The organism is Streptomyces sp. DT2A-34 (genome assembly GCF_030499515.1).
Lineage (GTDB): Bacteria > Actinomycetota > Actinomycetes > Streptomycetales > Streptomycetaceae > Streptomyces.
This window is the reverse complement of record NZ_JASTWJ010000001.1, coordinates 7,342,561-7,360,275: the sequence shown is the minus strand read 5'-3', so window position 1 is coordinate 7,360,275 and position 17,715 is coordinate 7,342,561. Positions and strand designations below refer to the sequence as shown.

The window sequence follows — 17,715 nt, the reverse complement described above, 5'->3', positions numbered from 1 at the left end:
GAGCGTCGAGCGCGCGCCGCGCAGGGGCATGCCGGGCAAGGGCATGCCGCGCAAGGGCATGCCGGGCAGAGGCGGGATGGCGGCGTGGGCGGCAGTCGGCTCACTGCTGCTGACCGGCTGCGAGTTCAACGGCTGGTACGACGTCCAGCTGCCCGGCGGAGCGGCATCGGACGGGAACGCCTACCACGTCACCGTGGAGTTCCGCGACGTCCTCGACCTGGTGCCGCAGTCGGCGGTGAAGGTCAACAACGTCACGGTCGGCGCGGTCGAGAAGGTGGAGCTGAAGGGCTGGCACGCGCGCGTGCGCCTGCGGGTCGCCGACTCGGTGAAGCTGCCCGCCAACGCGATCGCGGAACTGCGCCAGACCAGCATGCTCGGCGAGAAGTACGTGGCGCTGTCCAAGCCGCCGGCCACCACACCGGTCGGCCGCCTCGGCGACGGCGATGTGATCCCCCTGTCCCGCAGCGGCCGCAACCCGGAGATCGAGGAGGTGCTGTCGGCGCTGTCCGCCCTGCTCAACGGCGGCGGAGTGGCCCAGCTCAAGACGATCACCGTGGAGCTGAACAAGGCGCTGGAGGGGCGGGAGAACCGGGTCAAGTCGCTGTTGAAGGAGCTGGACACGTTCCTGGGCGGCCTGGACAAGCAGAAGCAGGACATCGTCCGGGCACTGAAGGCCGTGGACCGACTCGCCAAACGCCTCGGCAAGGAGAAGGAGACCATCGCCGACGCGGTGGAGGAGATGCCACCGGCTCTCAAGGTCCTGGCCGACCAGCGGCGCGACCTGACGCGCATGCTCACCGCGCTGTCGAAGCTCGGCAGGACGGGCACCAAGGTGGTCAACGCCTCGCACGACGACACGGTCGCCAACCTGAAGCGGCTCCGCCCGATCCTGCAGCAGCTCAACAAGGCGGGTGACGACCTGCCCAACTCCCTTGAACTGCTCACCACTTACCCCTTCCCGCGCAACGCGGTGGACGCCATCAAGGGCGACTACGTCAACCTCCACATCACCGCGGACCTCGACCTGGCCGGGATCTACGGCAACTTGACCGACGAGCCGGACGGCGGCCGGGGCGGCGACGGGGGGACCCAGGGGCCCGAGCTTCCCGAGGCCCCTGACCTGCCGGACGTACCGGATCTCCCGGAGCTGCCGGGCGTGCCCACGCCCACGGCGCTGCCGAGCGGTCCGAGCGTGCCGTCGTCCCCCTCGGCCCCGTCCGGGGGCGGCGGCGACCTGCTGTGCCCGCCGGTGTGCACGGCCGCCTATGTGGCCGGGGGCGACTGGCCCGAGGGGATCAACCTCGAACTCGCCGAGCTGATGCTGAAGGGGGTCCAGCCGTGATCACCCGTACGGTCAAGGTCCAACTGCTGGCCTTCGCCACCATCACCGCCGTAGGCGTGTCGTACGTAGGCGCCGAGTACACCGGCCTCGTCGACGCCGTCCTGGACCGCGGCTACACCGTGCGCGCCGACTTCACCGACTCCGGGGGCGTCTTCCCCGGCGCCGAGGTGACGTATCGCGGGGTGCCGGTGGGGAAGGTGGGCGCGCTGCACCTGAGGGGCTCCGGGTCCGGCTCCGGCGGTGTCTCGGTCACCCTGGACATCAAGGACGGGGCGCCGCGCATCCCGGCGGACACCCTTGCCGTGGTCGCGAACCGCTCGGCGGTGGGCGAGCAGTACGTCGACCTGCAACCCCGCACGTCCGACGGCCCGTACCTGCTCGACGGCAGCAGCATCCCGCGCCGGAACACCCGCGTACCGCTGCCGACGACGGAACTGGTCCTCAGCCTGGACCGGCTGGTGAACTCGGTGGGCAAGGACGACCTGCGGATCACGGTCGACGAGTTGGGCGAGGCGTTCGCCGGAACCGGCCCGAACCTGAGCCGCCTGGTGGAGTCGGGCAACGGCCTGATCGAGTCGGCATCGGACGCCCTGCCGGAGACGATCGCGCTCATCGAGGACTCGAGCAGGGTCCTCAAGACGCAGGCGGACCAAGGCTCGTCGATCAAGTCGTTCGCGCACGATCTGGCAACCCTCACAGCCCAGTTGAAGGCGAGCGACGGTGACCTGCGCAAGCTGATCGGCAACGCGAGGCCGGCGGCACAGGAGGTGAACTCGCTGCTGAAGTCGGTCGACCCGGAGCTGTCGGTGCTGCTGGCCAACCTGATCAGCGGCGGCCAGGTGACGCTGGCCAGACTGCCCGGCGTGGAGCAGGCCCTGGTCACCTTCCCGGTCATGGTGGCGGGCAGCTACACGGTGATCCCGGGTGACGGCACGACCCACTTCGGCCTGGTCGTGAACGCCGACGACCCGCCGGCCTGCACCCAGGGCTACGGCACGGCGCGCCGCGACCCCGCCGACACGAGCACACGCGAGGCGAACACGAACGCCCGCTGCACGCTCCCGCGGGGCAGCCAGTCATCGGTGCGGGGCGCCCAGAACGCCCCCGGCGCGTCGGCCTCCGGCAGCGGCTCGCATCAGGCGGCATACGTCACCCCGTACGACCCGGAGACCGGCACCACCACCGGCCCGGACGGAAGGAACGTCGAGATCGGCTCGACGGGCGGCCAGCGGGCCGTGTTCGGAAAGGAGTCGTGGCAATGGCTGCTCGTTGGCCCGATGGCATGAGGAGCGTGATGAGCTCCAGGGCGATGGCGGTGGGACTGGTCGTGGCGACGGTCCTCACCACAGCACTGACGATCTGGCTGACCCTCGGCCTCTACGCACAACGCGAGGCGGACCAGCGCCGCCAGGACATCCTGTCCGCGGCCCGCCAGTCGGCGCTGAACTTCACCTCCCTCGACTACCGGCACTACGACCGCGACAGCGCGAACGTCCTGGCAGGCGCGACCGGCGACTTCAAGAAGCAGTTCACGGCGCAGACGGAGCAGCTGACGCGGCTGGTGGCGGAGAACAAGTCCGTCTCCGAGGGCCAGGTCCTGGAGGCCGGCATCGTCCGCTCCGACGAGAACGCGGCCCGTGTCCTGGTGGTCGCCGACAGCAAGGTGACCAACACGGCGGCCCCCCAGGGCGAGGCACGCACCTACCGGCTCCAGCTGGACCTGGTGCACCGGGACGGCCGTTGGCTGACGTCCGACGTCGAGTTCGTCGGCTGACCGGCACGAGTGAGGAGTACGACCATGACGAAGACGACGACGGGCCGCGCCCCCGTTTCCCCCGCCCGGCGCGGCATGACCGCGGCAGCCCGCGCGGCGGCCAAGCGGGCGGAGCGCGGCCACCGGGAGCCGGCCCCGGAGGCCACCGTGGCCGGACGCACGGTGCTCATCGAGGCGCCGAAGGACGGCTGGGACGACCCGCCCGAGCCGTCGGTGGAGTCGTTCGAGGAGGACGCGGCGCGGGACGCGGCGCCGGAGGGCGGGGGCCGGCGCCGGCGGCGCCGACTGCTCACCGTGGTGCTCGGCGTCCTCTTCGTGGCCGGACTGATCGCGGCCGCCGTACTGGGCCGGCAGTACCAGGACGGACGGCAGGCGGAGAGCGCCCGAGCCGAGGCGGTCGCGGCCGCGCGGAAGGCGGCGCCGGTCGTCCTGTCGTACGACTACCGCCACCTGGACAAGGACTTCGCGAAGGCCCGCGCCCATCTGACCGGCGACTTCCGCGACGAGTACGGGAAGACCACCAAGACGGTGGTCGGCCCGACGGCCGAGAAGTACCGGGGCGTGGTGAAGGCAACGGTCGCCGCCCCCACGACCGCCGGAGCTCCGGCGGCGGCCTCCGTCGTCTCGGCCTCTGCGGACAAGGTCGTGGTGCTGCTCTTCGTCAATCAGGTCACCGAGAGCACGCAGGTGTCGGGGCCCCGGTTGGATCTGAACCGGGTGCGGATGACGATGACGCGCACGGCGGACGGGTGGAAGGTGAGCGCGGTCGACGCTCTCTGACGTGGACCGGTCACTGGACAGGGATGGGTCACTGGACAGGGATGGGGGGGCGACGGCATCAGGACGTCCCGCCGAACTTCGTCGTCTTCTCCAGGACGTCCGGCGCGTACAGGCGCAGGCCCTGGTGGAGCGCGAACTCCGCCAGGTAGGCGCGCAGTACGGACGGCGGCTCCTCGGCGAGGCCCAGCATCCGCCGGTTCGCGACCACCGCGGGGGCCGCCAGCTCTTCGACGGCGGCCGCGACCGCCGTGTCGAGGGCGGCGGGGTCGGCGGCGTCGACGATGGTGTCGCAGATCAGCCGGGCCTCCGGCTCGGTGGCGTGGATGCGCCGCCCGGAGAGGATGACCTGGCGCGCCAGGCGGCTGCCCGCGATGCGTGGCAGGCGCAGGTTGGCCACGCCCGGGATGATGCCTTCCTGTGCGGCGGGCAGGCTGAAGTAGGCGTCGGACGCGGCGATCACCCGGTCGAAGGCGAAGAGGAGCTGCATGCCGCCGCCGATGGCGAAGCTGTCGACGGCGGCGATCCACGGTTTCTGCACGGTCGGCGTGGACCAGGGGGCGTTCCGGCTCGTCACCGGGTTGCCGCTCGCGTCGGCCGGGAGCAGGCCGCGCTGCAGCTTGCTGAGGTAGCCCAGCTCGCGCCGCAGCAGGAAGTCCGTGTACGAGATCCGGCCCGCGTCGAGGTGGCGGAGGTTGATGCCGGCGCTGAAGACGCGGCGGCCCCGGTAGCGCGGATGCGTCATCTCTCCGCCGCGCAGCACCCCGACCTTGACGCGGTCGTCGAGGAGCGCCAGGTCGACACCGACGTCCATGGCGGCGATCAGGTCGTTGTCCTCGGCGTTGAGGGCGTCCGGATTGGTGACCGTCAGGTGGGCCGCGTCGCCGACGCGCTCGACGTGCAGCCTGCCGAGTTCGACGCTGCCGCGCTCGGTGAACTCCGGCAGCAGTGCCAGGGCGCGGTCCGTGGGCCGCAGCAGCGACTCCATCAGGTGGAGGCCGGCCCGTTCGTGCCGCAGTACGCCGGAGAAGAAGACGGCCTGGTCGATCTCCCGCCCTTCCTTCTCGGCCTGCGCGAGCCCGGCCTCGGCCGCCATCTGCTCGCGGGTGGGCACCAGGCCGTCGAGCAACTCGGCCGCTGCGTCGAGGAGTTCGTCCAGCCAGAGATACCGGGTGCGGTTCCCGGTCAGTGCGTCGTACACGGCCTGCCCGTGCTCGGCCAGGAACGCGGTGCGCCCGCGCCGGGCGTCGTCCGTCGCGGCGTCCAGGCGTGCCCCCTGCTCGGGGGTGCGATCGGCCTTGCGCGGTGTGCGGGCCAGGACTTCCTCGGCGTGCACGGCCAGGGCGCGGGGGCCCTGCCAGGCCGCGGTCAGGGCGGCGGTCACCGCTCGTCTCCCGTCCCCGGGGCCGCGGCGCGCAACGCCCGGTCGCATGCGGCGAGATGGGTGCCGAGGGCGTCCTCGAAGGAGGTGCCGGAGGCGTCGAGGATCAGACCGCGCAGCAGCCGGGCCTCGGCGCCGGAAGGGCTGCCCGCCAGGGCCTTGGCCACGCGGTCGTCGAGCGCGTCGGTGATCTCGTCGACGACGCCGAGGTCGAGCGCCTGGTAGGACTCCAGCACTCCGGTGCCCGACATGCACAGGGTGAGCCTGCGGGCGCGGGAGACGCCGATGCGGTGGGTGAGCCGGTGCACGGCCATGCCGGGCCAGAAGCCGCCGGCCGCGGTGGGCAGGGCGATCCGCAGGTCGGGCGCGGCGATCCGGATGTCCGCGGCCATGAGCAGGTCGAACGCGGGCCCGCCGCACGCGCCGGAGGCGGTCACGAGGGTGACGGCGTCCAGGCGTTCCCACTGCCGCAGGGCCCGCTCCCACTTGTTCACCGTGTGGACGTCGACGGAGCCCGGCCAGTCCGTGTGGCCGGGGCCGAGTTCGATCACCGCCGCCCCGGCCCGCTCGTCCTCGGCCCGCTCACGGAACGCGGTGATCGTCCTGGTGAGTCGCGCCATGCCCTGTGTGGCGTCGAGCCGTATGCGCGGCGTCGTCATCTGTCTGTTCACATCCATCCGTGTCACCACCGCACCAGCGCGGTTTCGATGGTCGAGCCGGGCCCCATGCTCATCAGGACGCCGAGGTCGCCGGGGCGCACCACGCCCTCGTCAAGGAGCCGCCGATAGGAGAAGAGAAAGGAACCGCTGGAGAGATTTCCGTGGTCGCGCAGCACGCTCACGGTGTGCCGCAGATCGTGTCGCGTCAGGCCGAGGTTCACCATGACGGAGTCGATGACCTTCTTTCCGCCGGAGTGCACGACCCAGTGCGCGATGTCGGTGCGCCGCACTCCGGTGCCGGCGAGCAGTGCGTCGACGGCCTGTTCGGCGTGGGCTCCGACGACGTAGGGGACATCGCGGTCGAGGAAGAAGCTGAACTTCCCCTGGTCTTCGTCCCAGTCGTAGCGCATCGCCTCCAGCGCCTCGGTGATGAGCAGTCCGGCGAACTTCAGGATCTGCGCACCGCCGCCGGTTTCGCCGGACGGGTGGCCGCCGTCGTCGTCGGCGCGTACCGCCAGGGCGGCCGCGCCGTCGCCGAAGAGGCTGTTGACCACGGCGCTGCGCATCGTGTCGTCGAAGACGTACGCGGCCGAGCACGCCTCGACGCAGAGCATGATGGCGAGTTGCCCGGGGTGGGTCGCGGCCCAGCCGGCCACGGCGGTCAGCGCGTTGAGCCCGGCGTTGCAGCCCATGCCGACGATGTCGGCGCGCGCGCAGGTCCTCGGCAGCCCCGTCTCGCGAACGATCCGCGCGGAGAATCCCGGGGTGAGGAAGCCCGTGCTGGTCACGCACATCAGATAGCCGACGTCGTCGACGGACGCGCCGAGCTTCTTCAGGCAGTCCTGCAGGGCCGCCGAGCCCATGGCGATGCCGGATTCCCGGTGTTTGGCGAGGAGTTCGCCCTGGCTTTCCGGGCGTGGTCTGCCGGTGTCCGGGTCGATCGGCGGCAGGGTCAGGTGCCGCCGGTCTATCGCGCTGTTGGTGAAGAGCGACCGGATCCGGGGGTCCGAGATGCCGTAGAGGTCGAGTATCTCGGACTGGGAGTAGGACAGGGGTGGTGTGGCGGTGGCCAGGTCGAGTATGCGGGGCCGTGTTCCGGCCAGCAGTCCTGTGGGCGCTTCGGCGGTCGTCACCGCGCACCCACCGTGTCAGACAGCAACTTGTGGTTCCGTCCCTTCACTTGGCGGCTCCGTCTTCGTGGGGTGTGTCGCTGCCGCCCAGGTGGTGCGAGATTCGCGCCGCGATGTCGCGCAGCGGTTCGGGCTGCATCATCTCCTTGTGCGCGCAGTCGATTCGGTACGTCGTCATCCGCCCGTCCACGTAGGGGGCGAAGGCCCGCGCCGGTGACAGCGTGGGGTTCCGGGCGAGGTCGGCCAGGGGCTCGAAGAAGAGGACGTCGCCGTGGAACACGTCGGGCCGGTGCTCGCGCGCGAGCCGTTTTCCGGCGAGTGTCAGCTCGACCATCGCCCGGGCGGTGTCCTCCCGCATCCCGGCGAACTCCGGGTCGTTGCGGATGAGGAAGCGGGCCGCCTCGGCGATGCCCCGGGCGGCGGTTGCGACCTCGGGTGTCTCCCCGTCGACGGCATGGCCGAGTTCGCGCAGCCCCTCGCGCAGTGCCGCCGGGATGTCGTCCTCCGGCCCGCGTTCCGTCGGCCGCTGTGGGTCGTCCGGGAGCCTGGCGTCGAGCAGCGCGAGCAGTTCCACCTTCTCGCCGTCCGTCTGGAGCCGGGTCGCCATGGCGTGGGCGAGCGTGCCGCCCATGGACCAGCCGAGCAGCCGGTACGGTCCCGACTTCTGTACGTCGCGGATGCGCCGGACGTAGTCGCCGGCCATCTCCGCGAGCGAGGCCGGGGCCCCGCCGCCCTCCGACAACAGGCGGGCCTGCAGTCCGTAGACGGGCACGTCGGGGGCGAGGTGCCGCAACAGCCCCGCGTAGCACCAGCTGAGCCCGGCGCCGGGGTGCACGCAGAACAGCGGTGCCTCGCCCGCCGCCCGCGTGCCGGGCTCCGGTTCGCGCAGCGGCAGCAGTACGTCGAGGGCGTCCCGTGCCGGGGGCGAGCCCGCGAGGCGTCGGGCGAGGGCTTCGACCGTGGGCGCCTCGAAGAGGGTCCGCACGCCCGCCTCGGCTCCGAGGACGGAGCGCAGGCGGCCGACCAGCCGCGCGGCCAGCAGGGAGTGTCCGCCGAGGTCGAAGAAGCTGTCGTCGATCGTGACGCTCGGCAGACCGAGGGTTTCGGCGAAGAGGCCGCACAGCGCCTGCTCACGTGCGGTGCGCGGGCCGCGGCCCGTCGGTGACGCGGCGTGGCCGGGCGCGGGCAGTCGGCGGCGGTCGAGCTTCCCGCCGTCCGTGCGGGGCAGTTCGTCGAGGGTGACGACGGCGCCGGGCACCATGTGCTCCGGGAGGGCGGCCCGTACATGCTCCCTGAGCTCGGCGGCCTCGCACCGCGCGCCGGGCGCGGGCACGACGTAGCCCACGAGCCGGGCGTCGCCCGGGGTGTCCTCGCGGACGACGACCGCCGCGCGCGCCACGTCCGGATGGCCGAGCAGGGCCGCCTCGATCTCGCCCGGCTCGATGCGGAAGCCGCGCACCTTCACCTGGTCGTCGACGCGTCCGACGTACTCCAGCTGCCCGTCGGGCAGCCGACGCGCCAAGTCGCCGGTGCGGTACATGCGTTCACCGGGGCGTCCGGACGTCGCCGCGTACGGGTCCGCCACGAACCGCTCCGCCGTCAGGCCGGGCCGCCGCACATAGCCCCGCGCGAGTTGCGCGCCCGCCACGTACAGCTCGCCCACCACGCCGGGCGGTACGAGGCCGAGGCGCCGGTCGAGGACGTACACCCGGGTCTGCGGGACGGGGGTCCCGATGGGCACACCGCCCGGCTCCTGGTGCGACGTCGGGTGGCAGTCCCCCACCACCACGTCCACGGTGGTCTCGGCGGGCCCGTAGCAGTTGGTCAGGGTCGCGTCGAGCGTGCCGGCGAACGCGGTGACGGTCCGGCGTGTGAGGGGTTCGCCGCCGCTGAGGACCCGGCGCAGCGCGGTGCACTCGGCGGCCTCGCGGGTGTCCAGGAAGGCCTGGAGCATCGACGGCACGAAGGTCGCCGTCGTCACCGCGCGGTCGCGCGTCAACCGGGCCAGGTACTCCGGGTCGCGGTGCCCTTCCGGCCGCGCCACCACGAGCGCGGCCCCGTCGATCAGCGGCCCGAGGAACTCCGGCACGAACGCGTCGAAGCTCGCCGGCGTCTTCACCAGGGCGCGGTCGGCGCCGTTCAGCGGGGCGCGCTCCCGCATCCAGCGCAGGCGGTTGACGATGCCGCTTTGCGGGACCATCACGCCCTTGGGGCGGCCGGTCGAGCCGGATGTGTAGATCACGTACGCCGGGTGGGCCGGACGCAGCGGTCTCACGCGCGCCGCGTCGGTGGGGTCGCCCGGGTCCTGGGCCGGGTCCGCGTCGCGCGGCAGGTCGTCCAGGACGAGGCACGGCAGCCCAGTCTCCGGCACGGCTGCGGCTGCGGCTGCCGAGGGACGGGTCACCACGCAGGCCGGGCGGGCGTCGGCGAACATGAACGCCATGCGTTCGGCGGGCAGATGGGGCTCCACGGGCAGAAAGGCGGCGCCCGCCTTGAGCACGCCGAGCAGCGTCACGAGGAGCTCCGCCGAGCGCTCCATGACCACCGCCACGACGTCCTCGGGCCCCGTCCCGTGGGCGATGAGGCGGTGGGCGAGCCGGTTGGCCTCGGCGTTGAGCTGCGCGTAGGTCAAAGTGACGTGCTCACCGATGACGGCGGTGGCCCGTGGGGTCCGGGCCACCTGCTCCTCGAACAGCTCCGCGACGCCCCGCTCGGCCGCCGGCGCCCGGAGGGTTCCGCCGTCGCCGTCGGACGTCAGCCGTGCGCGTTCGTCCGCGGTGAGCAGGTCCACGTCCGCCACCCGCAGGCCGGGATCGCGGCTGACCGCGTCGAGCAGCCGGGTGAGGCGGTGCGCGATGGCCTCGACGGTGGCGTGGTCGAACAGATCGGCGGCGTAGGTGATGCCGCCCTCCACTCCGGCCGGGGCGCCGTCGGCCGTGAACCGTTCGGTGAAGTCGAAGGAGAGGTCGAACTTCGCGGCGGTCGCCCCGGGCGCCACCGGCTCGACCCGCAGACCGGGCAGTTCGAGGGCGTCACGGGCGGTGTTCTGCAGGGTGAGCATGACCTGGAACAGGGGGTGGCGGGCCGGCGACCGGACGGGGTTGAGGGCCTCCACCAGCTGCTCGAAGGGCAGATCCTGATGCGCGAAGGCCGCCAGATCCACCGACCGCACCCGCCCCACCAGCTCACGGAAACTCGGATCCCCCGACACATCCGCCCGCAGCACCAACGTGTTCACGAAGAAACCGACCAGATCCTCCAGACCCTCGTCCGACCGCCCTGCTACCGCCGTGCCCAGTGCGATGTCCTCCCCCGCCCCCAACCGGGACAACAACCCCGCCACACCCGCCTGCAGCACCATGAACACACTCGCGCCCGAACCCTGCGCCAGCCCCGCCAACCGCTCATGCGTCCCCGCCGACAGCGCGAACACCACCACCCCGCCCCGACCGCTCGACACCGCAGGCCGCGACCGGTCCACCGGCAACACCAACCCCTCCGGCAGGTCCGTCAACTCCCTGCGCCAGAAGGACAGTTGCTCCGAGCCCAAGCTCCCCGGATCACTCACCCCGCCCAGCAACTCCCGCTGCCACAACGCGTAATCCGCGTACTGCACCGACAACCGCGCCCACCCCACGTCCCGCCCCTCACAACGCGCCGCATACGCCTGCCCCAGATCACGCGCCAGCGGCCCCACCGACCAGCCGTCGGCCGCGATGTGGTGCACCACGAGCAGCAGCACGCTCTCGCCCGGCGCGACCTCGAAGAGCCAGGCCCGCAGGGGTACTTCGGAGCTGAGGTCGAAGAGGTGGTCCGCGCGGGCGGCCAGCTCCCGGCCCAGTTCCGCCGGGGCCACCCGCGTCACCGTGAGCAGCTCGCCCACCTCGGCCATGTCGAGCACCCGCTGATACGGCACTCCCCCCGGGGCCGGCGGGAACACGGTCCGCAGGCTCTCGTGCCGCTCGACCACGTCCCGCAGCGCCGCCGCGAGGGCGGCGACGTCCACGGCGCCGGTCAGCCGGACCGCCATCGGGATGTCGTAGGTCGCCGACGGGCCCTCCAACTGGCCGAGGAACCACAGCCGTTGCTGGGCGTACGAAGCCGGGAGCCGGTGCGGCCGGACCCGGGCGCCGAGCGCCGGGCGCGCCGTGCCACCGGACGGGAGCCGCCCGGCGAGCGCCGCGACCGTGGGGTGGTCGAAGAGGGTGTGGATGCGCAGCTCGACGTCGAGCGCGGACCGCACCCGGCTCACCAGGCGGGTCGCGAGCAGCGAATGCCCGCCCAGGGCGAAGAAGTCGTCGTCGACGGTGACCGACGGCACGCCGAGGACGTCGGCGAAGATCCCGCAGAGCACCTCCTCGCGCGGCGTCCGCGGCGCCCGGCCCGCCCACGCGTGCCTCACTCGCGGCGCGGGCAGGGCCCGCTGGTCGAGCTTGCCGGTCACGGTCAGCGGCAGGGCGTCCACGGCCACCACGGCCGACGGCACCATGTACTCGGGCAGGTGCCCGCCGGTCAGCGCGGCGGGGTCCACGTCGTCGACGGCCTCCCGTGCCACGCCCGCGCCCGGCACCACGTATCCGACGAGCCGCCGGTCGCCGGGGCGGTCCTCGCGGACGACGGCCGCCGCCTGGGCGATGTCCGGATGGGCCAAGAGCGCCGCCTCGACCTCGACGAGCTCGATGCGGAAGCCGCGCACCTTCACCTGGGTGTCGACGCGTCCGACGAACTCGAGCCGCCCGTCGGGCGCCCAGCGCGCCAGGTCGCCGGTGCGGTACATGCGCTCACCGGACAGCCCGTACGTCGCCGCGAACGGGTCCGCCACGAAGCGCTCCGCCGTGAGGCCGGCGCGGTGCGCGTACCCGCGCGCCAGACCGGTGCCCGCCACGTACAGCTCGCCGACCACACCCGGCGGGACGAGGCCGAGGCCCGCGTCGAGCACATACGTCCGGGTCCCGTCCATGGGCCGCCCGATCGGCGGCGACACCGCGGTGAGGTCCGTGTCGGAGACGGCGCCGCACGTGGCGAAGGTCGTCGCCTCCGTCGGGCCGTAGACGTCGATCACGGTGGTCGTGGGGCAGGCTCGCCGTACCCGTCCGAGGACCGCCGAGGGCACCGGTTCGCCGCCGGTCCACACCTCCTCTAGTCCGGCGAAGCAGTCCGGCGCCTCCTCGGCGAGGGCCCGGAAGAGACCGATCGTGAGGAACAGCGCGGTGACGCCCCGCCCGCCGGTGGCCCGCTCGACTCCCGCGGGGCTCAGCTCGCCCGGTCCGGCCACCACCACCGTTCCGCCGCCGAGCAGGGGCACCCAGATCTCGTACGTCGACGCGTCGAAGACGTGCGCCGAGTGGAACAGCACGCGCCGGTGCGCGTCGGCGCCGAACCGCCGGTCCGCGGCCAGCCCCATGACACCCCGGTGCGTGACGGCGACCCCCTTGGGCCGCCCGGTCGAGCCGGAGGTGTACATCACGTACATCAGGCCGTCGGGACCGGCACCGCGCCCGCCCGGCATGTCCCGGAGGAAGGCCGGCCCGTTCTCGCCCGCCCCCTGCCGGTCCTCACCGATGTGGACGCGTACGAGACGGTCGTCGGCACCGGGCCCGAGGTCCGATGTGCCGTCCGTCAGGAGGATCGTCGCTCCCGTGTCCCGGAGGATGAAGTCGATCCGCGAGCCCGGCCACCGGCCGTCCAGCGGCACATAGGCACCCCCTGCCTTGACCACCGCGAGCAGCGCGACGACCAGTCGCGCCGAGCGCTCCATCAGTACCGCCACCGGGTGTTCGGGTCCCACACCCGCCGCGACGAGGCGCCGGGCGAGGCGGTCGGCGCGGGCGCCGAGTTCGGCGTACGACAGCTCGGTTCCGTCCGCGTCGACGACGGCCGTCCGGTCCGGGATGTCGCGGGCCCGGGCCTCGAAGAGGTCCGCGACGTTCGTGTGCGGGAGTTCCTGGCGGGCGCCGTCCCCGACGGCGAGCAGGCGGGTGCGCTCGTGCGGGTCCAGGATGGCGAGGGCGCCGAGCCGCCGGTCCGGGTCGCCGGCGGCGGCGTCGAGGAGCCGGGTGAGGCGGTGCGCGATGGCCTCGATGGTCGCGTGGTCGAACAGATCGGCGGCGTAGGTGATGCCGCCCTCCACTCCGGCCGGGGCGCCGTCGGCCGTGAACCGTTCGGTGAAGTCGAAGGAGAGGTCGAACTTCGCGGCGCCGGGCTGGACGCCGACGGGCTCGGCCGTCACTCCGGGGAGCGCCAGCCCTGCCTGCCGGTCCGCGTGCTGGAAGCCAAGCATGACCTGGAACAGGGGGTGGCGGGCCGGCGACCGGACGGGATTGAGGGCCTCCACCAGCTGCTCGAAGGGCAGATCCTGATGCGCGAAGGCCGCCAGATCCACCGACCGCACCCGCCCCACCAGCTCACGGAAACTCGGCTCCCCCGACACATCCGCCCGCAGCACCAACGTGTTCACGAAGAACCCGACCAGATCCTCCAGACCCTCATCCGACCGCCCCGCCACCGCCGTACCCAGCGGAACGTCCTCCCCCGCCCCCAACCGGGACAACAACCCCGCCACACCCGCCTGCAGCACCATGAACACACTCGCGCCCGAGGCTCGCGCCACGCCCACCAACCGCTCATGCGTCACCGCCGACAACCCCAACGCCACCACCCCGCCCCGACCGCTCGACACCGCAGGCCGCGACCGGTCCACCGGCAACACCAACTCCTCCGGCAGGTCCGTCAACTCCCTGCGCCAGAAGGACAGTTGCTCCGAGCCCAAGCTCCCCGGATCACTCACCTCGCCCAGCAACTCCCGCTGCCACAACGCGTAATCCGCGTACTGCACCGACAACCGCGCCCACCCCACGTCCCGCCCCTCACAACGCGCCGCGTACGCCTGCCCCAGGTCACGCAGCAGGACGCCCATCGACCAGCCGTCGGCCGCGATGTGGTGCACCGCCAGGGCGAGGGTGTGTTCGTCGGGGCCGGTCGTGGTCAACCACGCCCGTAGCGGCGGCTCCGCCGACACGTCGAACTCGTGGCCCGCCGCCGTGTGCGGCAGTTCCTGCGGGTCCGCCTCCACCACGCTGAGCGGTTCGCCCGCCTCGGCCATGTCGAGCACCCGCTGGTACGGCTCGCCCCCGGCCTGACCGATCACCGTCCGCAGGCTCTCGTGCCGCTCGACCACGTCCCGCAGCGCCGCCGCGAGGGCGGCGACGTCCAAGGGGCCGGTCAGCCGGGCCGTCAAGGGGATGTTGTAGGTCGCCGAGCGGCCCGACAACTCCCCCAGGAACCAGAGCCGTTGCTGGGCGAAGGACACCGGGAGCCGGTCGGGCCGGTGCCGGACGGCGCGTACGGGCGGGCGCGGGCTGCCGCCGGTCTCGGGGAGTTCGCGGGCCAGTGCCTCCACCGTCTGCGCCGCGTACAGCTCCGCCATGCCCAGGTCGACGCCGAGTTCGGCCCGCACCCGGCTCACCAGACGGGTGGCGAGCAGTGAATGCCCGCCCAGGGCGAAGAAGTTGTCGTCGATCGTCACCTCGGGCAGGCCGAGGATCTCTGCGAACAGCGCGCACAGGGCGTGTTCGCGCGGGGAGCGAGGGGCGCGGCCGCCACGGGTCGCGGCGGCGGGGCCGGGGTGCGGCAGGGCCGCGCGGTCCAGCTTGCCGTTGGCGGTGACCGGCAGCGTCCGAAGGAGCACGATCGCGGACGGCACCGCGTGGTCGGGGAGCACGGTCCGGGCGTGGCGGAGGATCGCCTCGGTGTCCGCGGGCTCCGGGGCACCGTCGGGTGCCGGTTCCTGCCGACCGCCGCGTTCCGGAACGACGTACCCGATCAGGTGCTTGTCGCCGGAGCCGTCCTCCTTGACCGCCGCGACCGTGCGCGCCACGTCGGGGTGGCCGAGGAGCGCGGCCTCGACCTCGCCCAGCTCGACGCGGAAGCCGCGCACCTTCACCTGGTCGTCGACGCGGCCCGCGAACTCCAGCTGCCCGTCGGGCAGTCGGCGGGCCAGGTCTCCGGTGCGGTACATGCGCTCACCCCCGGCTCCGTACGCCGTCGCGTACGGGTCCGCCACGAAGCGCTCCGCGGTCAGGCCGGGGAGGTGGGCGTAGCCGCGCGCGAGGCCCGTGCCCGCCACGTACAGCTCCCCCACCACTCCGGGCGGCACGAGGGCCAGGCGAGGGTCGAGGACGTAGGTGCGCATGCCGTCCATCGGGCTGCCGATCGGCACCGTGTTCGGGACGCGGTCCGGGTTCCCGGTGAAGGTGCTGAGCGTGCTGAAGGCCGTCGTCTCGGTGGGGCCGTACGCCGCCGTGACCACGGTGTCCGGGCAGGCGCGCAGCACCGCGCGGACCCCGGCGGCGGAGACGACGTCACCGCCGGTCGTCACCTCGCGCAGCCCCTTGAAGACCTCCGGTTCCTCCTCCGCCCAGACGCGGAAGAGGCCGGCGGTCACATGGAGGCGGGTCAGACCGTGCCGGGTGATGTGCTCGGCCACGGCCGCGCCGTTCAGGGGGCCCGGCGGCGCGATCACCACGCGGCCGCCGCGGGCGAGCGTGGCCCACACTTCGTAGGTCGACGCGTCGAAGGCGTGGTTGGCGTGGAAGAGCACGCCGTCCGGGGCGCCGTCGCGCAGCCACGGCCGGTGGGCCGCGAACGCCGCCACGGCCGCGTGCGGCGTCACGACGCCCTTCGGCCGGCCCGTCGAGCCGGACGTGTACATCACGTACAGGGTGCTGTCGGGGTGGATGAGGGCGGGCGGCGGCGTCCGGTGCGTACCGCCCTCGTCGCGGTGGGCCGTCGCGTCGTGGTCGGCGGTGACGTCGAGGACCGGGACGGCGATGTCCGGCGGGAGTTCGGCGGTTCCGTCGGTGAGCAGGAGCATCGCGCGCGTGTCGTCGAGGACGAGGCGGGTCCGTGCCGGGGGTGTGGCGCGTTCGAGCGGGACGTAGCCCGCGCCGGTCTTGAGGACCGCGAGGAGCGTCACGACGAGGTCGGCGGAGCGGTCCATGACCACCGCGACCAGGCGTTCGGGGCCCGCGCCCCGGGCGCGCAGGCGCTGGGCGAGACGGTCGGAGCGGGTGTCCAGGTCGCGGTAGGTGAGTTCGGTGTCCCCGAAGACGAGCGCGGTCGCGTCCGGGCGCCGCGCCACGCGCGCCGCGAACAGCCCTGTCACCGTGTCCGGCCGGGCGGCCGGGTGGTGGGTGCCGTGTCCCTCGGCCAGGAGGAGTGCGCGTTCGGCCGGGGCGAGGAGGTCGAGGGCGGTGACCGGCCGCCGTGGGTCGTCGGCGGCAGCGGTCAGGAGGCGGACGAGGCGCTCGGCGATGCGCCGGGCGGTGTCGGGGGTGTACAGGTCGGTGGCATGGCCGAGGGTGCCGGTGATGCCGGCCGGCCGGCCGTCGGCGTCGTGCCGTTCGGTGAGGTCGAAGGAGAGGTCGAAGTGGGCGGCGGGAGTGCCGAGCGGCAGCAACTCGGCCTGAAGCCAAGGGAGTTGGAGGGTGATGTCGGTGAACTTCTGGAAGGCGAGCATCACCTGGAACAGCGGGTGGCGGGACGGCGAGCGCGTCGGGTTCAGCGCCTCCACGAGCCGCTCGAACGGGATGTCCTGGTGTGCGAGCGCCGCCAGGTCCGCGTCCCGTACGCGCTCCACGAGGTCCGTGAACGTCGGCTCACCGCTCGCGTCGGCGCGCAGCACGAGGGTGTTGACGAAGCAGCCCACCAGCTCGCTCAGGGCGTCGTCGGTGCGGCCCGCCACCGGTGTGCCGACGGTGATGTCGTCGCCCGCGCCGAGCCGGGACAGCAGGGCCACCAGCCCGGCTCGCACCACCATGAACAGGCTCGCGCCCAGCTCGTGGGCGACCTCGGTGAGGCGGCCGTGCAGCTCCGGGCCGAGCTCCAGGGGGACCGTGCCGCCGCGCCGGCTCGCGACCGGGGGCCGGGGCCGGTCCGTGGGCAGGGCCAGTTCCTCCGGAAGGCCCGCCAGCCGGTCCTGCCAGAAGGCCAGCTGGCGGGCGGCGAGACTGTGCGGGTCGCCCTCGTCGCCGAGCAGTTCGCGCTGCCACAGGGTGTAGTCCGCGTACTGCACCGGCAGCGCCTCCCACGCGGGGGCCCGCCCCTCGCGTCGTGCCGCGTACGCCTGCCCGAGGTCGCGCAGCAGGACGCCCATCGACCAGCCGTCGGCCGCGATGTGGTGCACGACCAGGGCGAGGAGGTGCTCGTCGAGCCCGGTCCCGCACAGCCAGGCCCGCAGTGGCGGCTCCGCCGTGAGATCGAACTCGTATGTGGCGAACTCGCCCAGGAACACGGCGGGTTCGGTCTCGCTCGGGGCGCCCGTGGCGGTCGGTGTCACGTCCGTCAGGAGCTCGCCCACGTCGTCGGCGTCGAGGATCACCTGGCAGGGCTCGCCGTCGTGCCGCCCGATCACCGTCCGCAGGCTTTCGTGCCGCTCCACCAGGTCCCGCAGCGCCGCCGCCAGCGCCGCCCGGTCCAGGACCCCGGTCAGGCGCAGGGCGAGCGGGATGTTGTACGTGGCCGAGCGGCCCTCCAGCTGCCCGGTGAGCCACAGACTCCGCTGCGCGAACGATAGGGGGATCACTCCGGGTTCTCCTCTGTGCCGGGTGCGGTGTACGGCGATGTACGGCGCCGGGTGCGGTGTACGGCGCCCA

At 73.1% G+C, this 17,715-nt stretch carries 8 protein-coding genes; 4 read left to right on the top strand and 4 right to left on the bottom strand.

The genetic code is table 11. The annotated features are described in order from the left end of the window. Positions 1-76 precede the first annotated feature (76 nt). From QQM39_RS32840 to QQM39_RS32825, 4 genes are read left to right on the top strand one after another with little or no spacing between them, the layout of a single operon-like run. Positions 77-1,342: an MCE family protein gene (locus QQM39_RS32840; protein WP_302003808.1), complete on the top strand. Its 1,266-nt coding sequence runs from the start codon at positions 77-79 to the stop codon at positions 1,340-1,342. Then, entirely contained in the window at positions 1,339-2,628 is a 1,290-nt protein-coding gene (locus QQM39_RS32835) for an MCE family protein (protein ID WP_302001176.1), read from the top strand. The genes QQM39_RS32840 and QQM39_RS32835 overlap by 4 nt, the downstream gene beginning before the upstream one ends. Positions 2,629-2,636: 8 nt before the next feature. Continuing rightward, positions 2,637-3,116 (top strand): hypothetical protein, encoded by a 480-nt coding sequence (locus QQM39_RS32830; protein WP_302001175.1) that lies wholly within the window; start codon positions 2,637-2,639, stop codon positions 3,114-3,116. A gap of 24 nt (positions 3,117-3,140) precedes the next feature. Further along, complete coding sequence (locus QQM39_RS32825) at positions 3,141-3,896, top strand: hypothetical protein (RefSeq protein ID WP_302001173.1); 756 nt, start codon at positions 3,141-3,143, stop codon at positions 3,894-3,896. Positions 3,897-3,954: 58 nt separating this feature from the next. Here QQM39_RS32825 and dpgC read toward each other — a convergent pair whose 3' ends face one another. Genes dpgC through QQM39_RS32805 form a run of 4 tightly spaced genes read right to left on the bottom strand, consistent with a single transcriptional unit; the run spans position 3,955 to position 17,645 of the window. Then, positions 3,955-5,277: a (3,5-dihydroxyphenyl)acetyl-CoA 1,2-dioxygenase DpgC gene (gene dpgC / locus QQM39_RS32820; protein WP_302001172.1), complete on the bottom strand. Its 1,323-nt coding sequence runs from the start codon at positions 5,275-5,277 to the stop codon at positions 3,955-3,957. Next, complete coding sequence (gene dpgB, locus QQM39_RS32815) at positions 5,274-5,951, bottom strand: enoyl-CoA-hydratase DpgB (protein WP_302001171.1); 678 nt, start codon at positions 5,949-5,951, stop codon at positions 5,274-5,276. The genes dpgC and dpgB overlap by 4 nt, the downstream gene beginning before the upstream one ends. Before the next feature lie 5 nt (positions 5,952-5,956). Beyond that, complete coding sequence (dpgA, locus tag QQM39_RS32810) at positions 5,957-7,066, bottom strand: 3,5-dihydroxyphenylacetyl-CoA synthase DpgA (RefSeq protein ID WP_302001170.1); 1,110 nt, start codon at positions 7,064-7,066, stop codon at positions 5,957-5,959. 43 nt (positions 7,067-7,109) lie between these two features. Then, complete coding sequence (locus tag QQM39_RS32805; protein WP_302001169.1) at positions 7,110-17,645, bottom strand: non-ribosomal peptide synthetase; 10,536 nt, start codon at positions 17,643-17,645, stop codon at positions 7,110-7,112. Positions 17,646-17,715 lie beyond the last annotated feature (70 nt).

What these genes read in the sequence shown, in the direction of transcription:
- QQM39_RS32840 (WP_302003808.1), top strand. Translation starts at nt 77, where the DNA reads ATGGCGGCGTGGGCGGCAGTCGGCTCACTGCTGCTGACCGGCTGCGAG.
- QQM39_RS32830 (WP_302001175.1), top strand. Translation starts at nt 2,637, where the DNA reads ATGAGCTCCAGGGCGATGGCGGTGGGACTGGTCGTGGCGACGGTCCTC.
- QQM39_RS32825 (WP_302001173.1), top strand. Translation starts at nt 3,141, where the DNA reads ATGACGAAGACGACGACGGGCCGCGCCCCCGTTTCCCCCGCCCGGCGC.
- dpgB (WP_302001171.1), bottom strand. Translation starts at nt 5,951, where the DNA reads ATGGATGTGAACAGACAGATGACGACGCCGCGCATACGGCTCGACGCC.